The sequence below is a fragment of the Corallococcus sp. bb12-1 genome (genome assembly GCF_026626765.1).
GTDB classification, from domain to species: domain Bacteria; phylum Myxococcota; class Myxococcia; order Myxococcales; family Myxococcaceae; genus Corallococcus; species Corallococcus terminator.
Map to the genome: position 1 here is coordinate 465221 of NZ_JAPNJZ010000007.1, position 15846 is coordinate 481066.

The 15846-nt window shown below is 69.0% G+C and carries 14 protein-coding genes; 10 read left to right on the plus strand and 4 right to left on the minus strand.

What is annotated here, in order from left to right; all coding sequences use genetic code 11:
* The first annotated feature begins 10 nt into the window (after window positions 1-10).
* The 3 genes from OV208_RS12590 to OV208_RS12600 are packed head-to-tail and all read left to right on the plus strand — an operon-like array spanning window position 11 to window position 4730.
* On the plus strand, window positions 11-3532 hold the full coding sequence (locus OV208_RS12590; RefSeq protein ID WP_267574078.1) for a valine--tRNA ligase: 3522 nt from the start codon (window positions 11-13) through the stop codon (window positions 3530-3532).
* 9 nt (window positions 3533-3541) lie between these two features.
* The gene (gene nadC, locus OV208_RS12595) at window positions 3542-4423 is read left to right on the plus strand and encodes a carboxylating nicotinate-nucleotide diphosphorylase (protein ID WP_267574079.1); all 882 of its coding nucleotides are present in this window, start codon (window positions 3542-3544) and stop codon (window positions 4421-4423) included.
* A gap of 49 nt (window positions 4424-4472) precedes the next feature.
* A complete protein-coding gene (locus OV208_RS12600; protein WP_267574080.1) occupies window positions 4473-4730 on the plus strand; it encodes a hypothetical protein in 258 nt (85 codons plus the stop codon).
* Between the two features lie 21 nt (window positions 4731-4751).
* Here the strand turns inward: OV208_RS12600 and OV208_RS12605 are convergent, their stop codons facing one another.
* Entirely contained in the window at window positions 4752-6374 is a 1623-nt protein-coding gene (locus OV208_RS12605; protein WP_267574081.1) for an alkaline phosphatase family protein, read from the minus strand.
* 92 nt (window positions 6375-6466) lie between these two features.
* Between OV208_RS12605 and OV208_RS12610 the strand changes: the two genes are divergently transcribed.
* From OV208_RS12610 to OV208_RS12625, 4 genes are all read left to right on the plus strand, one after another.
* A complete protein-coding gene (locus tag OV208_RS12610; RefSeq protein WP_267574082.1) occupies window positions 6467-6871 on the plus strand; it encodes an acyl-CoA thioesterase in 405 nt (134 codons plus the stop codon).
* A gap of 55 nt (window positions 6872-6926) precedes the next feature.
* Entirely contained in the window at window positions 6927-7892 is a 966-nt protein-coding gene (gene glpX, locus OV208_RS12615) for a class II fructose-bisphosphatase (protein ID WP_267574083.1), read from the plus strand.
* A 27-nt stretch (window positions 7893-7919) separates the two neighbouring features.
* A complete protein-coding gene (locus tag OV208_RS12620; RefSeq protein ID WP_120540413.1) occupies window positions 7920-8345 on the plus strand; it encodes a type II toxin-antitoxin system RatA family toxin in 426 nt (141 codons plus the stop codon).
* Between the two features lie 402 nt (window positions 8346-8747).
* On the plus strand, window positions 8748-8921 hold the full coding sequence (locus OV208_RS12625; protein ID WP_267574084.1) for a hypothetical protein: 174 nt from the start codon (window positions 8748-8750) through the stop codon (window positions 8919-8921).
* A 123-nt stretch (window positions 8922-9044) separates the two neighbouring features.
* On the opposite strand, the gene OV208_RS12630 is transcribed toward OV208_RS12625, so the two are convergent.
* Window positions 9045-10133, minus strand: coding sequence for an ADP-ribosylglycohydrolase family protein (locus tag OV208_RS12630; protein ID WP_267574085.1), 1089 nt, complete (start codon window positions 10131-10133; stop codon window positions 9045-9047).
* A gap of 79 nt (window positions 10134-10212) precedes the next feature.
* Here OV208_RS12630 and eno point away from each other — a divergent pair, with 79 nt between their 5' ends.
* The 3 genes from eno to OV208_RS12645 are packed head-to-tail and all read left to right on the plus strand — an operon-like array spanning window position 10213 to window position 13222.
* Entirely contained in the window at window positions 10213-11511 is a 1299-nt protein-coding gene (gene eno / locus OV208_RS12635) for a phosphopyruvate hydratase (RefSeq protein WP_267574086.1), read from the plus strand.
* A gap of 2 nt (window positions 11512-11513) precedes the next feature.
* Window positions 11514-12302 (plus strand): 5'/3'-nucleotidase SurE, encoded by a 789-nt coding sequence (gene surE, locus OV208_RS12640; RefSeq protein WP_267574087.1) that lies wholly within the window; start codon window positions 11514-11516, stop codon window positions 12300-12302.
* 44 nt (window positions 12303-12346) lie between these two features.
* A complete protein-coding gene (locus tag OV208_RS12645) occupies window positions 12347-13222 on the plus strand; it encodes a peptidoglycan DD-metalloendopeptidase family protein (RefSeq protein ID WP_120540417.1) in 876 nt (291 codons plus the stop codon).
* Here OV208_RS12645 and OV208_RS12650 read toward each other — a convergent pair.
* Together OV208_RS12650 and OV208_RS12655 are read right to left on the minus strand one after the other, a co-directional pair.
* Window positions 13219-14220 carry a 2-dehydropantoate 2-reductase gene (locus tag OV208_RS12650; protein WP_267574088.1) on the minus strand — a complete coding sequence of 334 codons (1002 nt, stop codon included), beginning with the start codon at window positions 14218-14220 and terminating at the stop codon, window positions 13219-13221. The two genes, OV208_RS12645 and OV208_RS12650, sit on opposite strands and share 4 nt — an antisense overlap.
* Window positions 14217-15746 (minus strand): acyl--CoA ligase, encoded by a 1530-nt coding sequence (locus OV208_RS12655; protein ID WP_267574089.1) that lies wholly within the window; start codon window positions 15744-15746, stop codon window positions 14217-14219. The genes OV208_RS12650 and OV208_RS12655 overlap by 4 nt, the downstream gene beginning before the upstream one ends.
* Between the last annotated feature and the right edge of the window lie 100 nt (window positions 15747-15846).

Consider the following 15846-nt stretch of genomic DNA (forward strand, 5'->3'; position numbering starts at 1 on the left):
GCCGTCTTCAATGACTGACACGACTGAACTGTCCAAGGCCTACGAGCCCTCCGAAGTGGAGGCGCGGTGGTACAACCACTGGCTGGAGCGCGACTACTTCCGCGCCGAGCCCACTTCCGCCAAGCCGCCGTTCAGCATCGTGCTGCCGCCGCCCAACGTCACGGGCAGCCTGCACATCGGCCACGCGCTCACCGCGACCATCCAGGACATCCTCACGCGCTGGAAGCGCATGAGCGGCTTCAACGCGCTCTGGCTGCCGGGCACGGACCACGCGGGCATCGCCACGCAGATGGTGGTGGAGAAGGAGCTCAAGAAGTCCGAAGGCAAGAGCCGCCACGACCTGGGCCGCGAGGCGTTCCTCGAGCGCGTCTGGACGTGGAAGGGCAAGTACGGCGCGCGCATCGGTGAGCAGCACCGCTACCTGGGCGCGTCGCTGGACTGGAGCCGCGAGCGCTTCACCATGGACGAGCAGTCCTCGGCTGCGGTGCGCGAAGTCTTCGTCCGCCTGTACGAAGAGGGCCTGATGTACCGGGCCCAGAAGCTCATCAACTGGTGCCCGTCCTGCCGCACGGCCTTGAGCGACCTGGAGGTCGAGCACGAGGAGAAGAACGGCTCGCTCTGGCACATCCGCTACCCGGTGAAGGGCACGGACCGCACGCTCACCGTGGCGACGACGCGCCCGGAGACGCTGCTGGGTGACACCGCCGTCGCCGTGCACCCGGACGACCCGCGCTACGCGGATCTCGTGGGCAAGAGCGTGGCGCTGCCGCTCACCGACCGTGAGATTCCGATCATCGCGGACGGCGAGCTGGTGAACATGGAGTTCGGCACCGGCGTGGTGAAGGTCACGCCCGCGCACGACTTCAACGACTACCAGACGGGCCTGCGCCACAAGCTGCCGATGCTGTCCATCCTGGACGAAGCGGCGCGGATGACGAAGGACACCGGCAAGTACGCCGGGCTGGGGTCCTCCGAGGCGCGCACGCAGGTGCTGGCGGACCTGACGGAGCTGGGCCTCCTGGAGAAGGAAGAGCCCCACAAGCTGAGCGTGGGCACCTGCCAGCGCTGCACCACGGTGGTGGAACCGCGCCTGTCGCCGCAGTGGTTCATCAAGATTGAGCCGCTGGCGAAGCCGGCCATCGAGGCGGTGGAGCAGGGCCGCACGAAGTTCGTCCCCGAGTCCTGGACGAACACGTACTTCCACTGGATGCGCAACATCCACGACTGGTGCGTGAGCCGCCAGCTGTGGTGGGGCCACCAGATCCCCGCCTGGTACTGCGAGGCGTGCAGCCCCGCGGGCGAGGAGCGTTCGCTGGACAGCGCGGCGGTCATCGTGTCGCGCACCACGCCGGAGTCCTGCCCGAAGTGTGGCGGCACGAAGCTGGTGCAGGACCTGGACGTGCTGGACACGTGGTTCTCGTCCGCGCTGTGGCCGTTCTCCACGCTGGGCTGGCCGCGCCAGACGCCAGAGCTGTCCACGTTCTACCCGACGTCCGTGATGGAGACGGGCCACGACATCATCTTCTTCTGGGTCGCCCGGATGATGATGATGGGCCTGCACTTCATGGGCGATGTGCCCTTCCGCACCGTGTACCTGCACGCGATGGTGCGCGACGAGAAGGGCGAGAAGATGTCCAAGGTGAAGGGGAACGTCATCGATCCCCTGGACGTCATCCTTGGCGCGAAGGTGGACGCGCTCCAGCCGTCGCTGCGCAACCGCTTCCCGCAGGGCATGCCCGCGTTTGGCGCGGATGCGCTGCGCTTCACGCTGGCATCGGCGACGCAGCAGGGCCGGGACATCAAGCTGTCCATGGACCGGCTGGGTGGCTACAAGGCGTTCTGCAACAAGCTGTGGAACGCCAGCCGCTTCGCCCTGATGAACATGGGCGACTTCAGCCTGGACAAGACGCCGCTGGAGGGCCGCACGCTGACGCTGGCGGACCGGTGGATCCTCTCCCGGTTGCAGAAGGCCACGCAGGAGACGTGGGCATCGCTGGAGGTGTACGGCTTCGCGGAGGCGGCCTCCACGCTGTACCAGTTCCTGTGGGCGGAGTTCTGCGACTGGTACATCGAGCTGGCGAAGGGCTCGCTGTACGGCGAGGACCCGGAGGCCAAGGACACCACGCGCGCGGTGCTGGTGTACTGCCTGGATCGCATCCTGCGGCTGATGCACCCGTTCATGCCGTTCATCACCGAGGAGATCTGGCAGAAGCTGCCGATGTCCCGGCCCACGGAGAGCATCTGCATCGCGGCGTATCCGGAGCTGGACGCGGCGCGCGTGGATGCGTCCGCGGAAGCGCAGATGGCGCCGGTCATCGCGGCCATCGAGGGCGTGCGCACGCTGCGCGGTGAGAGCAACCTGCCGCCGTCCGCCAAGGTGAAGGCGGTGGTGCAGAGCCCGGACGCGACGACGCGCGATCTGTTGGAGCGCTGGCGCGCGTACCTGATGCCGCTGGCTGGCCTGTCGGAGGTGCACGTGGGCCCGCCGGGCGCCAAGCCTCCGCAGGCGGCGGCGTTCGTCAGCGGCAATCTGGAGATCTACGTCCCGCTGGCGGGTCTCGTGGATCTGGACGCGGAGCGCGACCGCCTGAAGAAGGAGATCGCCCGCGCCGAGCAGGAACTCACCAGTGTGCAGCGCAAACTGGACAACCCGAGCTTCGTGGCCCGTGCTCCGCCGGACGTGGTGGCGAAGGACAAGGCCCGGGTCGAGGAGCTCCAGGAGCGCACGGTCAAGCTGCAGGATCACCTCCAGCGCATCGCCCCGGAGCCCCCCATGTCCGAGCCCGAGACGCCGTCGCCGTTACCGGTCAGCACCGAGTCCGAGACCTCCACCCTCGCGGCGTCCGAAAGCGCGCACGTGAAGGTGGCCACAGAACCCAAGGCGTCGAAGGACGACGTGAACCTGGGCCAGGAGCTGAAGGGTGAGATGGAGGCGGAGGCCGCCGGGGAAGTCGCCCAGACCGCCGACCCCGTGGTGGAGGACGCGCTCAACAAGCTGCGCGAAGGCACCAAGGAAGGGCTGTCCGCCGCGGATCACCACGACCTGGGCGTCGCGTACATGAGCATGGGCCTCGTGGACGATGCGATGCGCGAGTTCGACCGGGCCAAGGAGGGTGGCGACACCCGCGAGGCTCCGGAAGGCACCGTGAAGAAGCTGGCGGGCAAGAAGGCCGCGTCCGCGAAGAAGGCCCCGGCGAAGAAGGCCGCGTCCGCGAAGAAGGCTCCGGCGAAGAAGGCCGCGTCCGCGAAGAAGGCTCCGGCGAAGAAGGCCGCGGGCAAGAAGAGCGCGGCGAAGAAGGCTCCGGCGAAGAAGGCGGCGGGCAAGAAGGCCGCGGCGAAGAAGGCCACCCGGGGCAAGCCGGCCGCGAGGAAGGCGGCGGGCAAGAAGAGCGCTGTGAAGAAGGGTGGTGCCCGCAAGGCGCCGGCCCGGAAGACCTCCGCGAAGACGGCGGGCAAGAAGGCCGGGGCGAAGAAGTCCCCGGCGAAGAAGACCACCCGGGGCAAGCCGGCGGCCCGCAAGGCCCGTCGGTAGGAGGCGGAAGTGCAGCAGGACTATCTCGATCGGCTCATCGCGCTGTCCCTGGACGAGGACCTTGGCGCGGCGGGGGACGTCACCTCGCTGGCGGTGGTCCCCGCCGATGCGGAGGGCAGTGGGGAGCTGGTCGCGAAGGAGCAGATGATCATCGCCGGCCTGGACGCCTTCGTCCGCGTCTTCCACATGGTGGACGCGGAAGTGGAGGTGGAGGTCCTCAAGCAGGACGGCAACGAAATCAAACCGAAGGTGGTCGCGGCGCGCGTCCACGGCAAGCTGCGCTCGCTGCTCGCTGCCGAGCGCACCGCGCTCAACCTGGTGCAGCGCGCGGCCGGCATCGCGACGTTGGCCCAGCAGGCGATGACGTCCGTGCGGGGCTCGAAGCTGCGGGTGCTCGACACGCGCAAGACGCCTCCGGGCATGCGTGGACTCGCGAAGCACGCGGTGCGCATGGGCGGGGCGTCCAACCACCGCTTCGGCCTCTTCGACGGCATCCTCATCAAGGACAACCACATCGCGGCGGTGGGCGGTGACATCACCGAAGCCATCAGCCGCGCGAAGCTGAACGGCCCCCGCCTGGTGAAGATCGAAGTGGAGGTCACCAACTTCAAGCAGCTCGCGGAGGCCATCGCCGCGGGCGCGGACGTCGTCATGTTGGACAACATGGACGACGCGCAGATCCGCGAAGCCGTGAAGCTGGCGGCCGGCCGGGTCCCCATCGAGGTCTCCGGCGGCGTCACGTTGGACCGGCTGCCCCGGCTGGCGAAGCTGGGCGTGGACTTCGTGTCGATGGGCGCGCTGACGCACTCGGCGCGGGCCATGGACCTGTCGCTGGAGATCCAGACGACGAAGAAGTCCCCGCGCAAGCCTCGTGCGACGGCGCAGGGCTGACGCGGTTCCTCATTGGACGAAGTGAAGGGCAGTCCTGGGGGCCGGCTTCTTGAAGATTCGCTTGGAGAAGCTACGAGAGGTGGCACGCGTCGCGGTCCGAGAGGCTTTGACGCGCTGCCCGCCGGTCCCCGCACGCCTCCGGCAGGAGTTGACGCTCGGCGTGGAGATCGCCGGTGATGAGCGTGTCTTCATCCTCTACAACGCTGGAGAGCGGCCCGAGGATGCGCTCTTCATCGCACGGGCTGTCCTGGATGTCTCGACTGGGGAGGTCAAACAGGTCGAGGTGTTTCCCGAGAATTGGACATGAAGGTGCTCCTCCAGAGCGCCTTCATTTCACCAGCGCCTCCGCGCGCGGCTTGCCTTCCGCCGACGCAGGCATGCCCATCTCCAGCAGCGCGGACAGCGTGGGCGCCACGTCCACCGGGTCGATCTCCTGGAAGTACATTCCAGGCTTCACACCCCGGCCTGAGAACACCACCGGCACCTGTGACTCATAGGAGTAGGGCACCGAGTGGTTGGTGCCACGCGGATAGTCGGTCACGACCTGGAACGGCTTCGGCATGAAGAGCACGTCCCCGCTGCGCTCCGGGTAGTAGCCGCGCCGCATCGGCGCCACGAGGCCCGCGGTGTCCTGCGCCATGTCCAGGTCGTCGCGGGCCACCGCGGTCACCGCGAAGGGCTGCTTCGCGAGCCACGCCGCCGCTGTGCGCCGGACCGCGACGCCATCCACCTGACCTGACTCCAGCGCCTTGCCCCCCAGGTACGCGTCCAGGCCCAGGATGCTCACCGTCACGTCGACGCCGAACTTCGTGCGCAGCTCCTTCGCCAGCGCCTTGGACACCTCCACGGGGTTGATGCGCGCCGCGGGGACGCCCGACGCGGCCCAGGCCTCCGGGATCTCCGCGCCCCCATGGTCCGCCGACAGCGCGATGAGCAGGTTCGCCCGCCCTCCTGCCGCTCGCTCGGCGGCGGCGATGAGTTCGCCCAGCGCCTGATCCAACCGCAGCAACGAGTCCTGCATCTCCCACGAATACGGACCGAAGGCGTGGAACGTCTCGTCCGTGCCGCTGAAGCTCACCGCGAGCAGGTCGGGGATGCCGTCCTTGCCAAGGCCCTCGCCCTCCAGCGCCGCCTTCGCCGCCTGGACCAGCAGGTCATGCGAGAAGGGCGACACGGCGAAGGCCTTGTAGGACTGGGGGCCAGGCGCCGTGAGCCCGTTGCGCAGGGAATGGGGGAACGCGCGGCCCATGCCGTAGGCGTCGGGCTCCGTGGCGCGATCATCCTCACCGACGTACTCCGCGCGCGGACGCAGCAGCTCCCACGTCTTGCCAAAGGACGCGTCCGCCAGCTTGCGCGCGTTGAGCGCCTGCACCCACGCGGGCACGGACTTCGCGTACCAGGTGCTCGTCACCATCTGCCCCGTGGCTCCGTCGAACCACCACGCCTGCCCCGTCCGTCCCGCGAGGGGAATGGCCGCGCGCGCCTTGAACGACAGCGCCACCACCTTGCCCCTTCCCTGCGTGGCCCCGAGCAGCCGGTCCGCCAGCGTCTCCGCCATCAGGTTCGCCGGACTGGCGTCGGCCGTGGGGACGGTGACGCCTCCCAGGATTTGATGCGTCGGGTCCATGTAGACCTGCACGCTCTGGCCCGTCGCCCGGTCCTGGACGTCGTTGTCCACGATGCCGTGGCGCCAGGGGTTCGCGCCAGTGGCCAGCGTGGCATGACCCGGTGCGGTACGGGCCTTCGCGTAGGCATACCGGGCGTAGGGGTAGTACGCCCCCGTGTCGAGCAACTTTCCCAGACCGCCCGTGAGACGCGGACGGTTGCGCAGCAGCAGGTCGCTGCCCAGCGCATCCACGCTGATGAACAGCGTGAGCTTCGGGGCCTTGGCCGAGGCGGGCAGGGCGGACAGGGCGGACAGGACGGCCAGGGTGGGGAGCAGACGCGACATGGCGGACAGCCTCTCCGGCCGGATGGTCAGAAGCAACCAACATGCGTCCCCGCCGCTTGGACCCGTCACCCCGCCCTGATATGGGCGGCCCAATGGTCGAGGCACGGCTGCGCGTCATCTACGGCGACACGGATCAGATGGGGGTCGTGTACTACGCGAACTACTTCCGCTACTTCGAGTTCGCGCGCAGCGAGTTCTTCCGGGCCCACGGTGGCAGCTACCGCGAACTGGAGAGCACCGGCCTGCTGCTGCCCGTGGTGGAGGCGAGCGCCCACTACAAGGCCTCCGCGCGCTACGACGACCTGCTCGTCGTCCGCACCACGCTCAGCGAGTTGCGTCATGCGTCCCTCGTGTTCACCTACGAGTTGCTGCGCGACGGCGAATCCCCCACGCTCCTGTGCACCGGCCGCACGATGCACGCCTGCGTGGGGCGTGACGGCAAGCCCCGGCGCATGCCCGAAGCCATCTCCCGCCTGAAGGCCCTGGACGCCGGCTGAGCCCGGGCCCCTCTCTGATTCCCCATCCCGAATTTCCCGAACGAGGAGCACCACAATGGATCGCAACCTGGCAATGGAGGTCGTGCGCGTCACCGAGATGGCGGCCATCGCCTCCGCCCGCCTCATGGGCCGCGGCAACAAGAACGAGTCGGATCAGGTGGCCGTGGACGCGATGCGGCGCGCCTTCGACGCGCTGAACATCGACGGCACCGTCGTCATCGGGGAGGGCGAGCGCGACGAGGCGCCCATGCTCTACATCGGCGAGCGCGTGGGCCGCCGTGAGCCGGGCGCCCCGGAGGTCGACATCGCCCTGGACCCGCTGGAGGGCACGAACCTCTGTGCCTACGGCCGTCCGGGCTCCATCTCCGTCGTGGCCATGTCCAGCCATGGTGGCCTGCTCAACGCGCCCGACACGTACATGGAGAAGCTCGCCGTGGGGCCGCGCGCGAAGGGCGCCATCGACCTGACCAAGTCGCCCACGGAGAACCTGCGCGCCATCGCGGAGCGCATGAAGGTCTACGTGGAGGACCTGACCGTGATGACGCTCGACCGTGAGCGCCACGCCGACCTCATCAAGGAGGTCCGCGCCGCGGGCGCCCGCGTCCGGCTCATCGAGGACGGCGACGTGGCGGGTGCCATCGCCACCTGCTTCGAGGGCACCGGCGTGGACGTGCTGATGGGCATTGGCGGCGCGCCCGAAGGCGTCATCGCCGCGGCGGCCATCCGCGCCACCGGCGGCGACATGCAGGGCCGGCTGGTGCCGCGCAACCAGGGCGAAATCGAGCGCGCGAAGAAGATGGGCATCACCGACATCCACAAGATCTACACCGCCGAGGAGCTGGCGAAGGGTGAGGTGATGTTCGCCGCGACGGGCGTCACCACCGGTGACTTCCTCAAGGGCGTGCGCTTCTTCGGCGGCGGCTGTGAGACGCACTCCGTCGTCATGCGCAGCAAGACGGGCACCGTCCGCTTCATCCAGTCCGTGCACAAGTTCGACAAGAAGCCGGGCTACGCGCTGTAGCCTTCCCTCTCACCCGGAGACACCCTCATGGCCGGCGCCACGCGCACCATCACCATCAATGCTCCCGTCGAGAAGGTCTTCGACATCATCACCGACTACGATCGCTACGCGGAGTTCCTGTCGGAGGTGAAGAAGGTCTCCACCTCGCAGCGCCAGGGCAACATCGTCCAGGTCCACTACGAGGTCGATGTGGTGAAGACCATCCGCTACACCATCAAGGTCACCGAGGAGCGCCCCAAGCGCATGTCCTGGACCTTCGTGAACGGCGAGGTCATGAAGGACAACAAGGGCAGCTGGACCCTGGAGCCCGAAGGCGAGGGCAAGACGCGCGCGACCTACAACGTGGAGATGGCGCTGGGCATGCTGGTCCCCAAGGCCATCGTCAACGGACTCGTGGACAACCAGCTCCCCAAGATGCTGGAGGCGTTCAAGCGCCGCGCTGAATCGCTCTGATGTCCGTGGGCCTCTGACGGCTCGCGTCAAAGTCCGCCTGTCTGTCTGTTTCCCGGTGCGACTTTCGTCGTGCAAGGGGCAGGGAGGCAGGCGGGCGCTTTTTGGCCGGGAACGTGCCGCGAATGCCCGCGAGGGTCACCTGAGACGGGTTGGGTTGCGGCGCGGCGCGGCCGCATTAGGATCAGGCAAATTTTGAACGTCCGCTGGGTTTCCCATGACATCCGCGCCACGGTTGCTCTGGCTGGGATGTCGGGAGGTGGACGAGCAGCCATGCAGAATCATGGCGGCGCACCCAGAAAGGAACCGGGGTTCTTAATTTGCATCAAATGGAAGTGGAAGTGGTAAGGGGGCGGGACGGCGGGCGTACATCGGGGTACGTAGGCTGAGGGAGAGACCGAACCCATGCTCGACGCTTTCATTATCGAAGAGATCAAGCGCCGCGAGCGGCTCCGCCGCGAGAACTACGAGCGCCCGGTGGTGGAACTCCCACTGCCTGTTCCCGATGACCGTCCCCACCGGCGGACGGACACCGAGGAAGACAAGCCGTCACGAGGCGTCGTCGTCATCGACCTCTGAGACGCACACCCATTCCCGTGGCCTTCCAGCCACGGCGTGTCCCGAAGCCCACGGTCAGGTCGCCCTCAAGGTGGCCTTCCGCGGGCTTCTTGCTTGCGGGCCTGGGATGACGCCGCGCAGTACCTAACCCGGCGCCAGCAGCAGCAGGTGCCGGGGGTGGTACACCTCCCACATCACCGTTCCCTTCTGGTACGGGTTGTAGGGCTGGCACGCCAGGAGGACCTTCTGGCGCCACTCCTCGGGCAGCGCGCCCTCGCCGTGGAAGGCGCCCACCAGCGCTCCGGTGACGGCGGCGTGCAGCTCCGTGTCGCCGCCCCGGTGGATGACGTCCAGGAGCGCCGCTTGCGGCGTGGGCACGTGAATCAGTTCCCAGAAGGCCAGCCGGAAGGCGGCCCGGACCGCGTTGTTGCCGGGGCGGTGCATGTGCAGCTCCGGGCCATAGAGCTGCGGGTCCTTCTGGGCCGCCAGGGCCAGGTCCTCGCGCAGGAGCATGGAGGCGCGTGCCACCTCCTGGACGAAGTCCGGCTCCTGCCGCGCCAGGGTGGCGCCGGCCAGGGAGATGCCCGTCTCGGCGGCGGGCAGCAGGTCCTCCACCTTGAGGTTGGGGCCGCCCGTCACCGCCTTGGCGATGGCGGCGCACAGCCCGGCGCTGGCGAGCTGGCTGCGCGGGTCGAAGTGGGTGAGGGCGGTGTCCTCCATGGCCGCCTGCGCCAGGGCGAAGGGGTCCTTGGCCAGCAGGACGCCCAAGGGCACCACCCGGGCGAGCGCCCCGGCGTTCGCCACGCGCCGGAAGTTCTTCAGCCAGACGCGCTTGCCGGCCCCCCGGACGGCGTTGGCCAGCCCCGTGTCGCACTCCTCCAGGACCTCCTTCATGGGGTCCGTGACGGCGAAGGCGTTTGGCTGCCAGGCCCGGTAGCGGCGCAGCGCGTCCGCCGCGTCATAGCGCTTCATGTCGCGCAGGCTGAGCGTCAGCGCCACGGCGAGCTGGGTGGGTTCGCTCACCTGTCCCTTTTTCAGCTCATGGGGGCCGCCGCCGTGCAGGTCCTGGTAGGGGCCCACGGCGAGCTCGGGGAAGGCCGGCGCGTAGAAGGGGCGGCCCGCCGTGGGGATGGCCAGGGCGTTGCCCACGGCCAGGCCCATGAGGGCGCCCCGGGCACGCTGGCCGGGAAGCGGGTCCGGGCCCGTGAGGCGGCGCTTGGGAGGAGGAGGCATTCGGCGGCTGGACACTGTAGCAGTCTGGAATACGAGCGCGCTTGCCCGTTCCCGCCGTGCCTCATAGAACCGGCGCCCTATGACCGAGATCGCTCAAATCCTGGCGCGTGAAGTGCTCGATTCCCGTGGCAACCCGACCGTGGAGGCCGAGGTCCTCCTCGTGAGCGGCTCTCGTGGTCGTGCGACGGTGCCCTCCGGCGCCTCCACCGGCGAGCACGAAGCGCACGAGCTGCGGGACGGGGACAAGCAGCGCTACCTGGGCAAGGGCGTGCTCAAGGCCGTGGACCACGTGCGCGACACGATTGGCCCCGCGCTCGTGGGCATGGACGCCGTGGACCAGGTGGCCCTGGACGCGCGGATGATTGAGCTGGACGGCACGCCCACCAAGGCGAAGCTCGGCGCCAACGCCATCCTCGCCGTCTCCATGGCCGCCGCGCGCGCCGCGGCGGATGCGCACGCCCTGCCCCTGTACCGCTACGTGGGTGGCCTCCAGGCGCGCACGCTGCCCGTGCCGTTGATGAACATCCTCAACGGCGGCGCGCACGCGGACACCCGCGTGGACGTGCAGGAGTTCATGGTGGTGCCCGCCGGCGCGAAGTCCTTCGCGGAAGGCCTGCGCTGGGGCGCGGAGGTGTTCCACGCGCTCAAGAAGATCCTGAAGAACCGCAAGCTCGCCACGGGCGTGGGCGACGAGGGCGGCTACGCCCCGGACCTGCCGGCCAACGAGGAGGCGCTCAAGCTCATCATGGAGGCCATCGACGCGGCGGGCTTCAAGGCGGGCGAGCAGCTGTTCCTGGCGCTGGACGTGGCGGCCAGCGAGTTCTTCGACAAGGGCTCCAAGAAGTACAAGCTCAAGGGCGAGGGCAAGGAGTACGACTCGCAGGGCCTGCTGGAGTACTACCGGGGCCTCGCGCAGAAGTACCCCATCATCTCCATCGAGGACGGGATGGCGGAGGATGACTGGGAGGGCTGGAAGAAGCTCACCGACGCGCTGGGCAACCAGGTGCAGTTGGTGGGCGACGACCTCTTCGTCACCAACGTGGAGCGCCTGGGTCGCGGCATCCAGACGGGCACGGCGAACTCCATCCTGGTGAAGGTGAACCAGATTGGCACGCTGACGGAGACGTTCGACGCCGTGCGCATGGCGCACAAGGCGGGGATGACGTCCATCATGAGCCACCGCTCCGGCGAGTCCGAGGACACCACCATCGCGGACCTCGCGGTGGGCCTGGACTGCGGGCAGATCAAGACGGGCTCGGCGTCGCGTTCCGACCGCGTGGCCAAGTACAACCAGCTGCTTCGCATCGAGGAAGAGCTGGGGGCCGGCGCGCGTTACGCGGGCATGTCCGCCTTCCGCTCCTACGCGAAGAAGAAGTGACCGTGAGCACCTCCCGCCCCCGCATCCTCGTCTCCAACGACGACGGCTACTTCTCCGAAGGGCTCCAGACGCTCGTGGAGGCGGTGAGCCCCCTGGGCGAGGTGTGGGTGGTGGCGCCCGACAGGGAGCAGAGCGCCGCCTCCCACTCCATCAGCCTGCACCGGCCGCTGCGCATCAAGGAGGTGCGCGAGCGGTGGTTCTCCGTGGACGGCACCCCCACGGATTGCTCGTATCTGGCGATGAACCACTTGCTGAAGGACAATCGTCCCCAGCTCATGGTCTCCGGCATCAATCACGGCGCGAACCTCGCGGACGACGTCATGTACTCCGGTACGGTGGCGGCGGCCATGGAGGCGGCGTTCCTGGGCGTGCCCGCCATCGCGTTCAGCCTGGTGTCGCGCGGTCCGTTCGACTTCAAGCCGGCGGGCCGCTTCGTGCGCGCGCTGGTGACGGAGGCGCTGTCGCAGCCCCTGCCTCCCCGGATGCTCCTCAACGTGAACATCCCGGGGGGCGTGGAGCCGGACGGCTACGTCATCACCCGGCAGGGGCGGCACTCCTACGGCAACAACGTCGTGGAGAAGGAAGACCCGCGCGGTCGCAAGTACTACTGGATTGGTGGGACGGAGTACGCCCACCAGGACATTCCGGGCAGTGACTGCAACGCCGTGCTCGACGAGAAGCGCGTGTCGGTGACGCCGCTGCACTTCGAGATGACCGACCACGGTCGCATCCCCGAGCTGTCGGGTTGGAGCCTGAAGGGCTTCACCCGGCACGAGTCGGGCGGTGCCTGAGGTTGGAGACACGCGGCTCCAGCCGAGCGGGTAGGGCGCTCTGGGTGTTGCTCGCGGCCGTGCTGTTGGGCGGCTGCGTGGGCACCCGGGCGTCCTCCTCCGGCCTGGAGACAGCGGGGGCCCTGCCGGAGTCTCCCGGCACCGGAAAGCCGCTGGCGTTCGCGCTGCGGCCTTCTCACGAGGAGCCGGAGCTGGTGTCCGTGCGCCACCGCGTGGCCGCGGGCGAGACGATGTACCGCATCGCCAAGACGTACGGCATCACGGTGGAAGAGCTGTCCCTGGCCAACGGCATCAAGGACCCGAAGGAGCTGTCGGTGGGCCGGGAGCTGTTGATTCCCGGCAGCGAGCGGCCGCAGTACGGAGACCCGGGTCCGCTGTCCGACGAGGAGCCGGAGCTGGTGTTGACGAAGCCGGGGCAGGCTCCGGTGTCCACGCCGCGCCGCTCCGTGCCGGCGGTGACGCGCAAGGAGGATCCGCCGCGCGCGCGGGTGGTGTCGGGGCGTCCGGGTGCGCCTTCGCGCCCGAAGCTGGCCACGCAGGGGCTGCTCGACTGGCCGTTGCGTGGCGTGCTGTATGGCCGCTTCGGCAAGAAGGGCCGCGAGCCGCACGACGGCATCGACCTGGCGGCGCCCGCGGGCACGCCCATCAAGACGGCGCAGGCGGGCACGGTCCTCTACGCGGGCGAGCAGAAGGGCTATGGCCTCATCGTCATCGTGGAGCACTCGTCCACGTTGATCACCCTGTACGCGCACAACCGCGACCTGCGCGTGCGCACGGGGCAGAAGGTGCGCCGTGAGCAAGTGATCGCCACGGTGGGCGAGTCCGGCCGCACGTCCGGCCCGCACGTGCACTTCGAGGTGCGCGTGGATGGCAAGCCGGTGGATCCGCTCGAATACCTGGGCGTGATGCCTCCGGCTTAAGTGGCTTCCGGCGTCGCCCGGGCCGGGTAGCCACCGGCCTGGCGTGCGCGCTCCCGCACCAGGGCGAGGGTGCTCTCGCACGCGGGCATGGGCTTGCCGACGAGCTGTCCCAGTTCCACGACGGCGCCGAGCAGGGCATCGATCTCCATCGGGCGGCCACGCTCCAGGTCCTGGAGCATGGAGGTCTTGTGCGCGCCGACCTGGGAGGCGCCCTGGATGCGTTGCTCCACGTCGATGAGGAAGCGGGTGCCCAGGGCTTCGGCGACGGCCTGGGCTTCCACCATCATCGCGCGGGCCACGGCGCGCAGGTCCGGCTGGCGGGAGAGCACGTCGAGCGTGGCGCCGGTGAGCACGGACAGCGGGTTGAAGGCGAGGTTGCCCCAGAGCTTCACCCAGATTTCATCGCGGATGCGTGGGCGCACCGGGGATTTCAGGCCCGCCTTCATCATGAGCTGCGACAGGGCCTGGACGCGCGGGCTCTTGCTGCCGTCCGGTTCACCCAACGTGACGCGATCGTTGTACGTGTGGACGATGACGCCGGGCGCGACGACCTCCGCGGCCGGATACACCACCGTGGCGATGACGCGCTCCGGGGGCAGGGTGCGCAGCAGCACGCCGCCCGGATCCACGCTCTCCACGTGGCGGCCCGCGTAGGGGCCTTCGAGCCCGTGGAAGTACCAGTAGGGCACGCCGTTGATGCCGGTGACGAGCGCCGTCTCCGGGCCCAGCAGGCGGGCCACCTGCGGCGCGGCGGCGGGCAGGGCGTGGGCCTTCATCGTGAGGAACACGTAATCCTGCGGCCCCGCGTCGTCGGGGGAGTCAGTGCAGTGCGGGCGCACGGTGACCGTCTCGCCGCCGCTCGTGAGGGTGACGCCGTTCGCGCGCATCGCCTCCAGGTGGGCGCCTCGTGCGATGAAGGTCACGTCCGCGCCGGCCTGGAGCAGCTTGACGCCGAGGAAGCCGCCGATGGCGCCCGCGCCGAAGATGGCGATCCTCATGACGTGAGCCCCAGTCGCTCCGCCAACCCGATGCGCTGCACCTTGCCGGTGGGGCCCTTGGGCAGCTCCGTGAGGACCACGATGCGGCGGGGGACCTTGAAGTCGGCCACGCGCGCGGAGACGAAGTCGCGCAGCTCGCGCTCGGTGGCTTGCAGGCCCTCGCGCAGCACGACGGCGGCGGCCACGTCCTCACCGAGTTTCGGATGGGGCAGGGCGAACGTCACGGCCTGCTGCACTGCGGGATGATCACACAGCACGGTGTCCACCTCCAGCGGGCTCACCTTCTCCCCGCCGCGATTGATCAATTCCTTGAGCCGGCCGGTGAGGCGCAGGTAGCCCTCCGCGTCGAGCGTGCCCTGGTCCCCCGTGCGAAACCATCCGTGCGTGAAGGCGCGCGCATTGGCTTCGGGGTTGTTCACGTAGCCCGTCATCACGTTGGGGCCCCGGATGACGACTTCTCCCAGTCCACCTGGAGTCAGCATCGCGCCCGCGTCGTCCATGATGGCGACCTCGGGGCCCGCGGCGAGTCCCACCGAGCCCGCGTGACGGGGGTGGGGTGGCAGCGGATTGGAGGCCATCTGATGCGCGGCCTCGGTCATGCCGTAGCTTTCGATGACGGGCACGCCGAAGACGCGCTCCAGTTCCTCCATGACCTGTGGCGGCAGCGACGCGGACGAGGAGCGGATGAAGCGCAGGCGGTTTGACTTCAGGCTCTCCACGTTGCGGCGGGCGCGCTCCAAAAGCGCCTGATGCATGGTGGGGACGGCGGTGTACCAGGTGGGGCGGGCTTCCTCGAACCAGGAGAAGAAGCGCAGGGCGTTGAAGCCCGGCGTGCACACCACGCGGCCTCCCGCGCCCAGGCTGGACAGCACCGCGGCCACGAGTCCGTGGATGTGGAACAGCGGCATGATGTTGAGGCAGGTGTCCTCAGGGCCCAACCCCAGCAGCGCGCCGATGTGCCGCGCGGAGGCGGTGAGGTTCGCGTGCGTCAGCGGGACGAGCTTTGGTCGCGCCGTCGTCCCGGACGTGTGCAGCACGAGCGCGACGTCTCCTTCGCGGGCCTCATCGGAGTGAGGCGCGATGGGGGGAGGGGGCTGCTCGCACTTCAACGTGAAGTGTCCGGCGGATCCGTTCGAGGTGGGGCTCAGCTCGATGATGGGAAGGTTCCGCTCGCGCGCCACCAGGCGGGCTGGGCCGTCCATTCCTTCGAGCAGGACGATGGCCCGGGCCTGGAGGTCGTCCAGGTAGAAGGTGAACTCGTCCGCGCGGTAGGCGGGATTGAGCGGCGCGGTGGTGGCGGCGCTGGCGACGGCGAGGAACGCGGCGGCCATCTCCGGCCCGTTGGGCAGCACCAGCGCGATGCGGTCCTCCGGTCCCAGTCCCCACTCCCGCAGGCTAGCGCGGACCTGGGTGATGAGCTCCCGCAGGGCGCCGTATGTCAGCCCCGAACGCCCAGGGGCGCTGAGCGCCACGTCCTCCGTGCGTCCTCGTGCGAGCAGTGCTGCCAGGGTGTTCGTTCGCTCCATGGCCATGCGCCTCCCTGTTCCGGATAGGGCCTGCGTCCTCGGGGTGCAACCGCATCGTGTCTGCCTGCTCCCGTTTTTTGGAAAGGGACTCCGCTCTCTG

Coding starts and splice junctions, on each gene's coding strand:
- OV208_RS12590 (WP_267574078.1), top strand. CDS start 11: ATGACTGACACGACTGAACTGTCCAAGGCCTACGAGCCCTCCGAAGTG.
- OV208_RS12605 (WP_267574081.1), bottom strand. CDS start 6,374: ATGTCGCGTCTGCTCCCCACCCTGGCCGTCCTGTCCGCCCTGTCCGCC.
- OV208_RS12610 (WP_267574082.1), top strand. CDS start 6,467: ATGGTCGAGGCACGGCTGCGCGTCATCTACGGCGACACGGATCAGATG.
- glpX (WP_267574083.1), top strand. CDS start 6,927: ATGGATCGCAACCTGGCAATGGAGGTCGTGCGCGTCACCGAGATGGCG.
- OV208_RS12620 (WP_120540413.1), top strand. CDS start 7,920: ATGGCCGGCGCCACGCGCACCATCACCATCAATGCTCCCGTCGAGAAG.
- OV208_RS12625 (WP_267574084.1), top strand. CDS start 8,748: ATGCTCGACGCTTTCATTATCGAAGAGATCAAGCGCCGCGAGCGGCTC.
- OV208_RS12630 (WP_267574085.1), bottom strand. CDS start 10,133: ATGCCTCCTCCTCCCAAGCGCCGCCTCACGGGCCCGGACCCGCTTCCC.
- eno (WP_267574086.1), top strand. CDS start 10,213: ATGACCGAGATCGCTCAAATCCTGGCGCGTGAAGTGCTCGATTCCCGT.
- OV208_RS12650 (WP_267574088.1), bottom strand. CDS start 14,220: ATGAGGATCGCCATCTTCGGCGCGGGCGCCATCGGCGGCTTCCTCGGC.
- OV208_RS12655 (WP_267574089.1), bottom strand. CDS start 15,746: ATGGAGCGAACGAACACCCTGGCAGCACTGCTCGCACGAGGACGCACG.